The 12,296-nt window shown below is 49.5% G+C and carries 13 protein-coding genes; 8 read left to right on the forward strand and 5 right to left on the reverse strand.

Translation table 11 applies throughout. The annotated features are described in order from the left end of the window. Nucleotides 1-33: 33 nt before the first annotated feature. The 3 genes from ACZ45B_RS04880 to ACZ45B_RS04890 all read left to right on the forward strand — a co-directional run bounded on the left by ACZ45B_RS04880 (nucleotide 34) and on the right by ACZ45B_RS04890 (nucleotide 3,528). Entirely contained in the window at nucleotides 34-1,143 is a 1,110-nt protein-coding gene (locus tag ACZ45B_RS04880; RefSeq protein ID WP_024544647.1) for an S-(hydroxymethyl)glutathione dehydrogenase/class III alcohol dehydrogenase, read from the forward strand. A gap of 69 nt (nucleotides 1,144-1,212) precedes the next feature. Then, nucleotides 1,213-2,058, forward strand: coding sequence for an S-formylglutathione hydrolase (fghA, locus tag ACZ45B_RS04885; RefSeq protein WP_024544646.1), 846 nt, complete (start codon nucleotides 1,213-1,215; stop codon nucleotides 2,056-2,058). A 60-nt stretch (nucleotides 2,059-2,118) separates the two neighbouring features. Beyond that, nucleotides 2,119-3,528, forward strand: coding sequence for a serine/threonine-protein kinase (locus tag ACZ45B_RS04890; RefSeq protein WP_024544645.1), 1,410 nt, complete (start codon nucleotides 2,119-2,121; stop codon nucleotides 3,526-3,528). Here the strand turns inward: ACZ45B_RS04890 and ACZ45B_RS04895 are convergent. After that, nucleotides 3,525-4,589 (reverse strand): ABC transporter ATP-binding protein, encoded by a 1,065-nt coding sequence (locus ACZ45B_RS04895; RefSeq protein WP_024544644.1) that lies wholly within the window; start codon nucleotides 4,587-4,589, stop codon nucleotides 3,525-3,527. The genes ACZ45B_RS04890 and ACZ45B_RS04895 overlap by 4 nt on opposite strands. A gap of 267 nt (nucleotides 4,590-4,856) precedes the next feature. On the opposite strand from ACZ45B_RS04895, the gene rsfS reads away from it, so the two are divergent. From rsfS to ACZ45B_RS04915, 4 genes are all read left to right on the forward strand, one after another. Then, on the forward strand, nucleotides 4,857-5,240 hold the full coding sequence (rsfS, locus tag ACZ45B_RS04900; RefSeq protein WP_024544643.1) for a ribosome silencing factor: 384 nt from the start codon (nucleotides 4,857-4,859) through the stop codon (nucleotides 5,238-5,240). A gap of 563 nt (nucleotides 5,241-5,803) precedes the next feature. After that, the gene (locus ACZ45B_RS04905; RefSeq protein ID WP_024544641.1) at nucleotides 5,804-6,646 is read left to right on the forward strand and encodes a pentapeptide repeat-containing protein; all 843 of its coding nucleotides are present in this window, start codon (nucleotides 5,804-5,806) and stop codon (nucleotides 6,644-6,646) included. Between the two features lie 62 nt (nucleotides 6,647-6,708). After that, on the forward strand, nucleotides 6,709-8,034 hold the full coding sequence (locus tag ACZ45B_RS04910) for a Mur ligase family protein (protein ID WP_024544640.1): 1,326 nt from the start codon (nucleotides 6,709-6,711) through the stop codon (nucleotides 8,032-8,034). 40 nt (nucleotides 8,035-8,074) lie between these two features. Continuing rightward, a complete protein-coding gene (locus ACZ45B_RS04915) occupies nucleotides 8,075-8,575 on the forward strand; it encodes a tetratricopeptide repeat protein (protein WP_464675008.1) in 501 nt (166 codons plus the stop codon). Between the two features lie 25 nt (nucleotides 8,576-8,600). Here the strand turns inward: ACZ45B_RS04915 and pgsA are convergent, their stop codons facing one another. Beyond that, nucleotides 8,601-9,143, reverse strand: coding sequence for a CDP-diacylglycerol--glycerol-3-phosphate 3-phosphatidyltransferase (gene pgsA, locus ACZ45B_RS04920; protein ID WP_024544639.1), 543 nt, complete (start codon nucleotides 9,141-9,143; stop codon nucleotides 8,601-8,603). 42 nt (nucleotides 9,144-9,185) lie between these two features. Here pgsA and ACZ45B_RS04925 point away from each other — a divergent pair, with 42 nt between their 5' ends. Continuing rightward, nucleotides 9,186-9,773, forward strand: coding sequence for a nicotinate-nucleotide adenylyltransferase (locus tag ACZ45B_RS04925; protein ID WP_071990907.1), 588 nt, complete (start codon nucleotides 9,186-9,188; stop codon nucleotides 9,771-9,773). Nucleotides 9,774-9,777: 4 nt separating this feature from the next. Here the strand turns inward: ACZ45B_RS04925 and ACZ45B_RS04930 are convergent, their stop codons facing one another. The 3 genes from ACZ45B_RS04930 to dapB form a co-directional block, all read right to left on the reverse strand. Then, the gene (locus ACZ45B_RS04930) at nucleotides 9,778-10,494 is read right to left on the reverse strand and encodes a phosphate ABC transporter permease (protein ID WP_464675009.1); all 717 of its coding nucleotides are present in this window, start codon (nucleotides 10,492-10,494) and stop codon (nucleotides 9,778-9,780) included. 2 nt (nucleotides 10,495-10,496) lie between these two features. Further along, nucleotides 10,497-11,312, reverse strand: a complete 816-nt coding sequence (locus ACZ45B_RS04935; protein ID WP_236612361.1) for an RpnC/YadD family protein — start codon at nucleotides 11,310-11,312, stop codon at nucleotides 10,497-10,499. An 85-nt stretch (nucleotides 11,313-11,397) separates the two neighbouring features. Further along, complete coding sequence (gene dapB / locus ACZ45B_RS04940) at nucleotides 11,398-12,225, reverse strand: 4-hydroxy-tetrahydrodipicolinate reductase (protein WP_024544637.1); 828 nt, start codon at nucleotides 12,223-12,225, stop codon at nucleotides 11,398-11,400. Between the last annotated feature and the right edge of the window lie 71 nt (nucleotides 12,226-12,296).

Here is a 12,296-nt window from a genome sequence, read left to right on the forward strand (position 1 = left end):
TGATTACAAAAACTGATCTAAGGATAGACCCCCATGGATGTCAAAGCGGCGATCGCCTATTCTCCCAAATCTCCCCTGAAAATTGAAACTGTCCAACTAGAACCCCCCAGAGCAGGCGAAGTGCTGGTAGAAATCAAGGCCACGGGTGTTTGCCATACCGATGCATACACCTTATCAGGGGCTGATCCAGAGGGACTTTTTCCTGCCATTTTGGGCCATGAGGGGGCAGGGGTCGTTGTAGAAGTGGGGTCTGGGGTCAAGAGTCTCAAGCCTGGGGACCATGTGATCCCCCTCTATACTCCCGAATGCCGCGAATGTGAATATTGCCTCAGTTTTAAAACGAATCTCTGTCAGGCGATCCGTACAACCCAAGGACGCGGTGTCATGCCCGATGGCACGAGCCGTTTTTCGATCAATGGTGAACCAATTTTGCACTATATGGGAACCTCCACCTTTGCAAACTACACCGTTGTGCCAGAAATTGCCCTCGCAAAAATTCGCCAGGATGCTCCCTTCGATAAGGTCTGTTACATCGGTTGCGGTGTGACAACGGGGGTCGGGGCGGTGATTAATACGGCCAAAGTAGAGGTGGGCTCCAAGGTGATTGTCTTCGGGCTGGGGGGTATCGGCTTAAACGTGATCCAGGGAGCAAAAATGGTCGGCGCGGATATGATTGTTGGCGTCGATATCAATCCTGCGAGAAAGGCGATCGCCGAAAAATTTGGCATGACCCATTTCGTCAATCCAAAAGAAGTAGAAGGAGATCTGGTTCCCTACCTGGTGGATCTAACCAAAGGCGGCGCAGACTACACCTTTGAATGCATCGGCAATGTCGAGGTGATGCGCCAGGCATTAGAAAGCTGCCATAAGGGCTGGGGCGTTTCCACCATTGTTGGTGTGGCTGGGGCTGGCCAAGAGATTCGTACCCGTCCCTTTCAGTTGGTGACCGGGCGCGTCTGGAAAGGAACCGCCTTTGGGGGGGCAAGAGGGCGCACCGATGTACCCAAAATTGTCGATTGGTACATGGAAGGCAAGATCAACATTGATGATCTAATTACCCACACGATGCCCATCGAGCGCATTAATGAAGCTTTTGACCTGATGCACAAAGGGGAATCCATTCGCAGCGTTGTCACCTTTTAAACTGAAATCTAGCTCCGCAAAATTACCAGGGGTTTACACTGTAAGCCCCACAGCATACTCAAATTCACCATGGCAAACCTTGTTTTAACAAAAGAAATTCGCTGCTTCGGTGGCAAAGTCCAGTACTACCAGCATGATTCTGAGGTGTGTGGTCTGCCGATGAATTTCGCGGTTTTTATTCCTCCCCAGGCGACAGAAAAACCAGTGCCCGTTCTTTACTATTTATCAGGTTTGACTTGTACTGAAGAAAATTTCACTGCCAAGGCCGGGGCACAACAATACGCAGCGGAACTGGGTTTGATGCTTGTCGCCCCCGATACCAGCCCCCGGAACACTGGCATTCCCGATGAAGACAAGGATTGGGACCTCGGTAGTGGCGCTGGTTTTTATGTGGATGCGACCCAACAACCCTGGGCCAAACACTACCAAATGTACAGCTACATCACTGAGGAACTGCCCCAACTCATTGAAGCAAACTTTTCTGTCACGGATAAACGGGGAATTTTTGGCCACTCTATGGGGGGGCATGGGGCCCTCGTCTGTGCCCTCCGTAAGCCTGATTTTTACCAGTCTGTATCAGCGTTCGCGCCAATTGTTGCCCCGAGCCAATGTCCCTGGGGAGAAAAAGCATTCACTGCCTATCTGGGAGCAGATCAAACCCTCTGGGAGGCCTATGATACAACGGCCTTAATCCAGCGCCATGGCCCTTTGTCATACCCGATTTTAGTTGATCAAGGCAGTGCCGATGGGTTTCTCGCGGAGCAATTGTTGACAGACAAAATGGCGATCGCCTGCGAAAAAGTCGGTCAACCCCTCACCCTCCGTTACCAAGAAGGCTATGACCATAGCTATTTCTTCATCGCCACCTTTATGGAAGATCATATCCGGCACCATTCCCAATTTCTGTTAGCGTAACCCCAAGCTGTTCCATAATGGGAACATCAATCCAGGTGTGAGCCAACCGTTACAGACATTATGATTGGGCAGTTACTTGATGGCCGCTACCGCATCGTCAATTCTTTGGCAGCGGGGGGCTTTGGGCAAACTTTCATCGCAGAAGACATTAAACAATTCAACAAACCCTGTGTCGTCAAGCAATTTAAACCCAGTTTTAGTGATCCAGAAGCCCTGAAAGTGGCCCGGCGGCTCTTTGAAGCCGAAGCGCAACTGCTTAATCGCCTGGGAGACCACGACCAGATTCCCCACCTGCTCGCCTATTTTGAAATCAATCAGGAATTCTTTCTGGTCCAAGATTTCATCGAAGGTCATAGCCTCGAGCGGGAAATTACCGTCGGTAAAAAACTGAGTGAAGCCTATGCGATTGCCCTTTTGCAGAGCATCCTTGAACCCCTCAGCTTCATTCACAGCCAAAATGTGATCCATCGGGATATTAAACCCGCTAACCTGATCCGCCGCAAACAAGATGGCAAAGTAGTTTTGATCGATTTTGGTGCCGTCAAAGAATTAGCTGTGACCCAGGTCAACGCCCAAGGCCAGACCCGTGTGGGCACAATTATCGGTACTCCCGGCTATATGGCCAATGAACAAGGGCGGGGTAAACCGAAACTCAGCAGTGATATCTATGCCACGGGGATCCTCGTGATTCAAGCTCTCACCGGAAAATTGCCGCCTATGGGCTATAACGGCAGCGATGAGCTCTATGAAGATCCTCAAACCGCCGAGATTATTTGGCGCCAAGACGCCAATGTCAGCCCTGAGTTAGCCGCCATTCTCGATCGCATGATTTGCTTTGATTTCCGGAGCCGTTACCCATCAGCCCTCGAGGTCAAAGCTGCGCTCCAGGCTCTGACTTCCCCCATTGCCACCACCGCTTCTCCTGTGCTTAATTTACAAAAAACAGACCTCCAGGGGTCGGCCATTGCCGCGACAGTGGTCAATGGTAGCTTAAACCAAGGAAGTCGGCCAATGATCTCTCCGGCAGTGCCTCCCAAGACTCACTGGGCTAAATGGCTATTTCGTGCTTGTCAACGTTTTATCGGAGTTTCTTTGTTGATTGTCGGGCTTCCTTTTGCTGTCTATGGTTTAGCAGAAGGGTTAAATGAGGATGCAGATCCAGGCGATCGCAGTGATGCCCTGATTGCCTTTGCCGTCGTGGGGATTCCTTTTACTGGGGGAGGTTCATATATGCTCTGGCGCTTAAATCGCAAAGTACGTAAAGAAAAATTTGACTCCGATTGGCTGCGACAAACTTTCTACCAGACCCTCAACGAAACTAACGGCGAAATCACGGTACTCCGCTTTGCTCAAACGACTCGACTCTCGGGCCAAGAAGCCCAAAAATATCTGGAGGCGCGGGTGAAGGAATTTAACGGGATTACCAGGCGATCGCCCAACGGGGAGACCCTCTATTCCTTTAAGCTTTAGGACACCGCGAAAATTTGGGGGGTCGCCGACTGAATTTTGATCTGCACCCGAGAACCCACCGGGACCAACTGATTGACCCCCGTCCGGGCATGGAGATATTTCCCAGAATCTGTTTGGAGACAATAGCGATATTCCCGGCCCAAAAACTGCCGCTCCCGGACGATCGCCGGAGCTTCTGCCTGGGGAATGAGCTCTAATTCTTCTTCCCTGACCATCAGTTCCCCATCGGTGGACTGTTCCTGGGGGGCGATCGCCCCCTGAAATTCTCCGATCTCCGTCTGCCAAACCCCACCGATCCACTGGGCAGGCAAGAAGTTCGCGTGGGTGACAAATTCCGCCACAAACCGAGAAGCTGGGGCCGTGTAGATTTCTTCTGGCGTACCCAACTGTTCCAAGTTACCTTGGCGCATCACTGCAATTCGGTCAGAAATCGCGAGGGCTTCTTCCTGATCATGGGTCACAAAAATAGCAGAGATCCCCGCTGCTTTAATAATTTGGCGAATTTCGTGGCGCAGATGATGCCGCACTTGAACATCCAAATTACTCAGAGGTTCATCTAGCAAAATAAGGGAAGGTCGTGGCGCCAAAGCCCGGGCGAGGGCAATCCGCTGCTGCTGTCCCCCAGACAGTTCATGGGGATAACGCTTTTCGAGACCCGATAGGCCGACTAAATGCAAAATTTCTTCGATTCGTTGGCGAATGTCCTGGCGGGAAAACTTTTGTTCTCGATGGCGCAACCCAAAGGCGATGTTATCCGCAATGGTGAGATGAGGAAAAAGAGCATAATCCTGAAAAACCATGCCCGTATTGCGTTGTTCCGGCGGAAAACAATGGTCTGGCGTACTAACAGAAACACCGTTGAGAATAATTTGTCCTGTGGTGGGTTGTTCAAAGCCGGCAATCAGCCGCAATAAAGTCGTTTTTCCACATCCCGAAGGCCCCAATAGCCCCAAAATCTCTCCTTGTTCGAGTTGGAAATGAATATCTTTGACGGCGGGTAAATCCTTAGCACTGAAGCATTTGTAGAGATTTTCAACACGTAAGATGGGGGCGTTACTCATGGGGCTTTGTCGTCAAGCAGGGTGGCATAATACTGAGGTTAAACCTACAGTATTATCGTCGATTATCAATTAGGAACTATTCTCAACTAATGCATCATAACATAGGCATATTGAGTTTGATCGACTCGGGCAGAAATCTTTGGTGCAGGCTAATGCTTACGGTTCATCGGTGGGCCATCGGGATGCTGGAGCGTCGATTCCGGGGTAAGCTAGATGGATAAGATTTTTTATCCATATTATTCGTTGACGCACAAGCTAGAACTGTTGATGACTCTACCGCAACCCCTTGAAATTCATGAAAGTGGCCGTTTAGTTTGGGATATTGCTGAGGCAGCCGATGATCGAAAGGCTGAAGATATTGCGATTTTAAAAGTAGATCAAATTTCCTACTTAGCGGACTTTTTTGTGGTGGTGACGGGCTTTTCGCGGACTCAAGTGCGGGCGATCGCCGACTCTATTGAAGCGAGATTAGAAACAAAATACAACAAACTACCCCTACGGATGGAAGGCAAGAGCGAGGGCATGTGGATCCTCCAAGATTACGGGGAAGTGATTGTGCATATTTTTCTCCCCCAAGAACGGGAGTTTTACAATCTAGAAGCTTTTTGGGGACATGCCGAGCGCATCGAATTTGAGCCAGCGCTCCCCTAACCAAACCTGGCGATAAAGCGTTAAAGCCCCGTGTCCTATCGAACCTAGAGCACGGCCGCTTCAGGCTAAAGTTTTGAACCGTTTTCCCCGGTGTTTGGGCCTAAAAAGGTTGCGAAATATTACGGCGATCGCTTTTTTTCTCAGATGGAAAATGTTCCTCAAGAACCCTTGGGGGGTCTCAAGGAGGCTTTTGTTCGGGTAATCATGGCGCAACTGCCTCGGAAAATGAACCCCAATAATTTTGGGGAATCTCTAGGCTCGAGGCAGATTAAAAGCCGAAACAGCGATGAATTTAACCGGTAATTTTTAGAGTTTTTTTAATTGCCTATTGATATTTCTTTAAGAAGAAATGTAACCAGCTGACGTTCATTTTTGGCTCAACAAAAGCTGATTAAGTTTCCCAAAATATTCATGAACTTTTTTGGCGATCGCCCTCTAATTTTCCTTTAATATTTTTTTAAGATATAGAATAAGCGTGACTTTATAAAAACAAACTGCTCCCACGACTAACCGTAGTTGTGGCCCAAACTGAACTTTGTTTTTTTGTTGGGTTGGTTAAATCCATGCACGTTCAACAATTGCTGCGAGCCTACGAACAGGGAGAGCGAAACTTTGCGGGCATCAATCTGCAGGGAGCCGATCTCAAGGATGAAGCCTTGATTGGAGTAAATCTCCAGGGGGCAAATCTCATTGGCGCAAATTTAAATCGAACATTCTTATTGAAAGCCGATCTATCTGGGGCCGCCTTAAATTGGGCCAACCTCACCCACGCAAAGCTCAATGACACGGATTTCACCCGCGCAGATTTGACGAAAGCAAATTTAGACGGTGCTTTTATGGTCAACGCCCAGCTCTCCCAAGCTCGGTTGTGTGGCGCTAGTCTGAGCTATACCAATCTGCGGGGGGCAAACCTGACGGGAGCAAATTTGTGCGGAGCGAATTTGATTCAGGTGAACCTGCGCCAGGCCAATTTAAGTGGGGCCAATTTAGGGTGGGTCAATGCCCAAGAAGCGCGTTTTGGACATGCCAATTTACAGGGCGCAACCCTACAGCATGGCAATTTCAGCCGGGCTTTTTTGCGGGATGTCAATTTAATGGGGATGGATTTAGCTGGGCTCAATTTTTCCGGCGCCAAGCTCTATGGGGCTAACCTCCAGCACACAAATTTACAGGGTTGTAATTTTGTTGAAGCCAATCTAAAACTGGCTTGTCTTGTGGCAGCGGATTTGCGAGGGGCAAATCTGACGGGGGCCAAGTTAGAGCGGGCAGAATTAAAAGATGTGCTGCTAGAAGCAGAAAATCTGGCCTATTTGCCTGGTATTGACCAGCCTGTTTTAGCAAACTTGGCCTATAAAACACCGGATGCCCACGGCGGTTGGCAGGGATTACCCCAAGCGGTGAGTTAGGCAGTGGCCACAAGTTCTGCTATCTTTAGGGACTTAGACAGTCTGGGAGACAGCCGAAGGAAATGGCGATTTTTGATGGTTTGCGGTTGGCGATCGCCTGTAGTTTAGGCAAAACAATTACAGGGGTGGTGCGGGGCCTCAAGCTGAGCGCGGGGAGTGTTCTGCCGGGGGCGATCGCCCGGCGAATTTTCCCAGACATTTTGCCAGACCTATTTAAACAAGCCCGTAAAGGGGTCATTCTCGTGGCGGGGACCAACGGTAAAACCACCACTTCACTATTGATTAAGGCGATCCTCACGGCCCAGGGGTACAAACTCGCCCACAACGCCAGCGGCGCGAACTTAATCAATGGTTTGACGACGGCCCTGTTAGAACATGCCAATCTGTTCGGGCAGCTCGATATTGACTACGGCATTCTCGAAGTCGATGAAAATATTATTCCCATCCTCCTGAAAAACTGCGCTCCCACCCATATCCTTGCCCTAAATCTTTTCCGTGATCAGCTCGACCGTTACGGGGAGGTCGATACCATCAGCCTACGTTGGCAAGAGGCGATCGCCCCCTTACCGCCAGAAACCACCATTATCGTCAATGGCGATGACCCGACCCTCAATTATCTCGGTCAAAATCTCAGTCAAACCGTGAAATATTTTGGCCTCAATGAGCCCGAGCTTTACCTTGAGGCGATTCCCCATGCCGTCGATTCAATTTACTGTCCCCGCTGCGGTGCGCCATTAAACTACCAAGGCGTTTATCTCTCGCACCTGGGCGATTACCACTGCGATAGTTGTGGCTTTAAGAAAAATGCCCTCGATATCAACAGCCAGGATTGGGGCCAAATTCTCATTGGTGTCTATAACAAATACAACACCTTAGCGGCGGCTCTCCTCGCGGAAACCCTAGGCATCCACCGAGACGTCATTGACGAACAAATTCAATCTTTTAAAGCGGCCTTTGGTCGGGCCGAAGAACTGACGATTCAGGGAAAACATGTGCGGATTCTTCTGTCGAAAAACCCTGTGGGTATGAATGAAACGATCCGGGCTGTCACTGATTTACAAGGGCAGGGGAAAACGAGCACCGTCCTTGTGGTTCTCAATGACCGCACCCCCGATGGCACCGATGTGTCTTGGATTTGGGATGTGGATCTAGAAAAGCTGACCCAAGCCCCCGGCAAAATTATTATCAGCGGCGATCGCACCCATGATATGGCCCTGCGGCTACGGTATTGCGAAGGAAATGCCGAGTTGATTGTTGAGCCGGATCTCACAAAAGCTCTCGATCAGGCGATCGCCCTCAGCCCAGAAGATCAAACCCTCCATATTTTGCCCACCTATTCGGCGATGTTGGAAGTGCGCCAAATGCTGACGGGCCGCAAAATTTTGTAGGCTATCAAAATACTTTTTTTGCACTGCCGCTGTTTTTTTGATGGATACCAGCACCCAGATTTTGTTTGAACAAGGTAAAGACGCCTTCCTCCAGGGGGAATATCGCCAAAGCATTCGCTCCTTTCAGCAGGCTGTCGAAAATTTGCCTGCCTATTCTCGGGAGTCTGGGGAGGTGCAGCTCTGGCTGGTGACTGCCTACCAAGCGAACAATCAAGGGGACCAGGCGATCGCCCTCTGCCGGGAACTACTCGGGCACCCTTTCGCCAGTACCAGACAGAAGGCCCAGCGGCAACTGTACATCCTCGAAGCACCAAAACTAGAGCGGCCCAAGGAATGGCTCACAGAAATTCCCAGCTTAGATTATCTCGACCCAGCGAAATCTCTCTATGTGGAGGGCAAGAAAAAAGTCGAAGAAAAAACATTGGCGATCGAAGATTTTGAAGACCTCTCCCAAATGGAAACTCAGGACAATCAATTTCTCTGGTGGGCTCTGGGTTTAGGTCTGTTGGGCCTCACCAGTTGGAGCATTTGGGGCAGCTAAAATTCAGCAAAAATCGAACATTTGCTTAGGATTCTCCCCGAGACTCCAGCTCATTTGAGCTTGCAGGTTGGGGCAGCAGGTAAATCAGGCCGGAAATCAGCGTCAAAGCAACGGCCAGCCAGAATAAAACCAACGCGAGGAACTCTCCTGAGGGATTAACTGGATAAATCAGCAGGGCGATCGCCCCAATTTGTGTCACCGTTTTCGCTTTACCCCAGAGATTAGCCCCTTGGATTTTCTTTTCTCCCGTTACTCGCCAACCAGCGATCGTGAGTTCTCGCGCCAAAATCAGAAAAACCCCCCAGGCTGGGATTTGTTGCAAATGGATCAGAGACAGCAGGGGCGCCGTGACGAGCAGTTTATCCACCAAAGGATCGAGAAATTTGCCTAAATCCGTCACCTGATCGAGTTTCCGAGCCAGGTAACCATCGAGCCAATCCGTTAATGCCACCACCAGAAAAATGACCAGGGCAATCAGGCGCGATCGCGGTGTCGGATTTTCGAGGAGAATCAGCAAAAACGGAACTCCTGCTAAGCGCGAAACCGTGATCCAAGTGGGTAAATTCATATACACTGCTCACAACAACCTTGCCTCTCATCATGTCACAGGATGTCTGCTTCTAAGCCACACATTGCCCTCTTTGGCACCAGCGCCGATCCCCCCACCATCGGACATCAAGGGATCCTCCGTTGGCTTGGGGAACATTATGACCAGGTGGCAGTGTGGGCCTCGGATAATCCTTTCAAAGAGCATGGTGCGACTCTCTCCCAGCGGTCGGCAATGTTACGGCTATTGACCGAGGATTTAGGCTGTGAAAATGTTGCTGTAGATGAACGGTTAAGCGATCGCCGTAGTTTAAATACCCTCAAAAAAGCCCAAGAAATCTGGGGCGAAAACATCACTTTTTCCCTTGTTATTGGCTCTGATCTAATTACACAAATTCCCCGTTGGTATCGGGTTAAGGATCTGTTGCCGCAAGTCACCCTACTTATCTTTCCCCGCAAAGGTTATCCTCTCCAGCCAGAAGCACTCCAGCAGATTGAGGCTCTTCAAGGAACTTGGCAAGCAGCGACCTATGTTCCCCCGGCGGTTTCTTCGAGTGAATACCGTAGTGAAGGTACGGCAACAATGCTGATTCCAAGCATTATTCACTATATTCAAAGTCAAGGGCTCTACCAGGAGAATTGCGGAGAATAACAATTTAGTATTCTCGTGTGAGACGCGGCGATCGCCTTTTCGGATAGGGACGGGGGGGTGGATTGTTAGGATTTTTGCCGTAGCGCACCCGGAGCTGTTCCCGCACATCCCAGAAGACATCCCGTCGGACATAAGGATACAAACCGACCCAGAGATTTAACCGGGGAACATAAGCATCGGTGACTTTGAGATTGCGCCCTAAGGTGCGCTGGTTTGATAGAACCAAAAGTTCAATTGCTTGACCTGGTTTGAGATTCCGGTGGATCGGTTCGACCGGAGCTTGGATGCGGGCCAGGTAGCCATCTTTATCACCCACTTCTAAATTGATTCGTCGCTCGCGATTTTCGACCTTCAGGAGTCGCCCAAGTTTATCGACTTCTTCCTGGGTGCGGACAATTTCTTCAGTGAGATAAACATCTAGGATTTTCCCCCGCCAAAAGAAACAATAGGGCTGGCGGCGATAGTCGGCATTTTTAATACTGGCTGAGTAGATCGGGGACCAAAACCAGTACAGTCCGCCAATAATTTGTGTGAGGAGCCGCAAAGCCTCCGCTTCTCGTAGCAACAGAGCCAAAAGATAGAACAGCACCACCAGCACAAAGGAGATTAGAGCCCGTCTTAAAAAATCTTCGGTTTTGCCCCAGTAGTACTGATACTGCTCACTGCTCGCAATCAGGGGGATCAACTGTTCAAATTTCTCTTGGGTGATGGGGATCAGCATTGTTAATCCTGGTTGATATTCTCAGGCGATCGCCCTTGGTTTTCTTGAATCATTTGAATAATTTGCGTAACCCCTTCAACGGAATCTCCAACAATCTCCGCAATCTCTTCAACAGTAAATTCCTTTGCTAACAAACGAGGAATAATACGCCGTTTTTCCAGTTCAATACCCTGTTGTAATCCTGTTTCAATGCCCTGCTCAATACCTTCTTTTAAACCAAGGATTTGACCCCGTTTTAAGATTTCTTCATACCAAGGGGATTCTTGTAAAACAGCCATATCCCACCTCATGATTTGTTGGACTAAGGGAATTTCTAGTACAAAACTAGCAAAAAATGCTGACAGTGGCTCTAACTGGTCGAGTTCATTCCTCTGGCGTAAGCGTCGAACGGCTTCGCGAATAGGCTGTTCCCCGTTGCCATTTTTCAGGATAGGAACAAAAGGCAACAGGGATGGAAAATTTTGCTCAAACACAATGTCTGTATCCACTTCCCAAAGATTAATAACCTGGTAATCTTGCCTTGCCTTTAACCCTTTAAATTGCGCTTGATAGCAGTTGGCAATGGTCGGGTTTTGCGAGGGTTGGAGAATATTAATCAACACTGGATAGACGGGCAAATTAAATTTCTCACGGGCAAGGGCAGCATAGGCAGTCATGCGACGGGGCATCGAGCTGTCATACCGCAACTGTAATTCATTGAGTAATAAAAAATCGCCATCTTGGGGACAGGTAACGCGCAGCAGCACATCGCTATCGCGGCTAACCCATTGAAATTGGGGATCGAGAAATTCCCCTGCATGGAGCTCTTGGTCCCCCATCACCCATCTCACCCAGGCATCAGGATCTAAGCTAATGAGGCGTTTACTACCAATTGTCGGCGGATTTAGCCATGGTTTACGCCAACTAGAGGATATTTTCTAAACCATAAACAAGGGTTTGCAGCTCGGTGACTTTCCGAATCGAGAGCAGCACACCGGGCATATAGCAGGAGCGATCGCTTGTATCGTGGCGGAGGGTATAAATTTGACCAGGGGCACCGAAAATCATTTCCTGGTGGGCGATCAAACCGGGCAGACGAACGCTGTGGATCCGAATATTATCGTCAGTAACAGCACCTTTGGCCCCGGGCATTTCTTCCTTTTCTTCCACCTGGGCCGGGTTAAATTGTTTGCCTAATTCAGACAACATTTGCGCGGTTTTAATGGCGGTGCCGCTGGGGGCATCGGCTTTTTGGTTGTGGTGGAGCTCAATAATTTCTACATGGTCAAAATATTTGGCGGCTTGGAGGGAAGCTTGTTGGAGTAAAACCACGCCGATGGAAAAATTGGGAATGACCAAGGCACCGGTGCTGGCTTTTTCGGCAAATTCTTTGAGATCGTTAATTTGTTCTTCGCTTAAGCCTGTCGTGCCGATGACCGGACGGACACCATAGGCGATCGCCGCCCGAGTATTTGCATAGACACCACTGGGATGGGTGAAATCTACCATCACCCCTTGGATTTTGTCTTGGGTTGCTAGCACAAGGGACGCTTCAAGGTCATTTAAAATAGGTACTTCTAATGCCCCGCAGCCTGCCACTTCCCCCACATCTTGGCCAAGGAGCGCCGGATTTTTGTCCACCGCCGCCACGATGTACATGTCTTCAGCTGCGGCGATCGCCTTGACCACTTCCCGGCCCATTTTGCCGCCTGCACCGTTAATTACGACTGGGATTTTACCTGCGTTTTCCATAACTTTCCCGATAAAACTTTTTTAAAAAGCTTGACACAAGATCGCCAAAGTCACAATAATTGTAGTTTGTG

This window comes from Picosynechococcus sp. NKBG15041c, from assembly GCF_055380235.1.

Excerpts from the sequence above, each read along its gene's own strand:
- ACZ45B_RS04880 (WP_024544647.1), top strand. The coding sequence starts at position 34 with ATGGATGTCAAAGCGGCGATCGCCTATTCTCCCAAATCTCCCCTGAAA.
- fghA (WP_024544646.1), top strand. The coding sequence starts at position 1,213 with ATGGCAAACCTTGTTTTAACAAAAGAAATTCGCTGCTTCGGTGGCAAA.
- ACZ45B_RS04890 (WP_024544645.1), top strand. The coding sequence starts at position 2,119 with ATGATTGGGCAGTTACTTGATGGCCGCTACCGCATCGTCAATTCTTTG.
- ACZ45B_RS04895 (WP_024544644.1), bottom strand. The coding sequence starts at position 4,589 with ATGAGTAACGCCCCCATCTTACGTGTTGAAAATCTCTACAAATGCTTC.
- rsfS (WP_024544643.1), top strand. The coding sequence starts at position 4,857 with ATGACTCTACCGCAACCCCTTGAAATTCATGAAAGTGGCCGTTTAGTT.
- ACZ45B_RS04905 (WP_024544641.1), top strand. The coding sequence starts at position 5,804 with ATGCACGTTCAACAATTGCTGCGAGCCTACGAACAGGGAGAGCGAAAC.
- ACZ45B_RS04910 (WP_024544640.1), top strand. The coding sequence starts at position 6,709 with ATGGCGATTTTTGATGGTTTGCGGTTGGCGATCGCCTGTAGTTTAGGC.
- ACZ45B_RS04915 (WP_464675008.1), top strand. The coding sequence starts at position 8,075 with ATGGATACCAGCACCCAGATTTTGTTTGAACAAGGTAAAGACGCCTTC.
- pgsA (WP_024544639.1), bottom strand. The coding sequence starts at position 9,143 with ATGAATTTACCCACTTGGATCACGGTTTCGCGCTTAGCAGGAGTTCCG.
- ACZ45B_RS04925 (WP_071990907.1), top strand. The coding sequence starts at position 9,186 with ATGTCTGCTTCTAAGCCACACATTGCCCTCTTTGGCACCAGCGCCGAT.
- ACZ45B_RS04930 (WP_464675009.1), bottom strand. The coding sequence starts at position 10,494 with ATGCTGATCCCCATCACCCAAGAGAAATTTGAACAGTTGATCCCCCTG.
- ACZ45B_RS04935 (WP_236612361.1), bottom strand. The coding sequence starts at position 11,312 with ATGGGGGACCAAGAGCTCCATGCAGGGGAATTTCTCGATCCCCAATTT.
- dapB (WP_024544637.1), bottom strand. The coding sequence starts at position 12,225 with ATGGAAAACGCAGGTAAAATCCCAGTCGTAATTAACGGTGCAGGCGGC.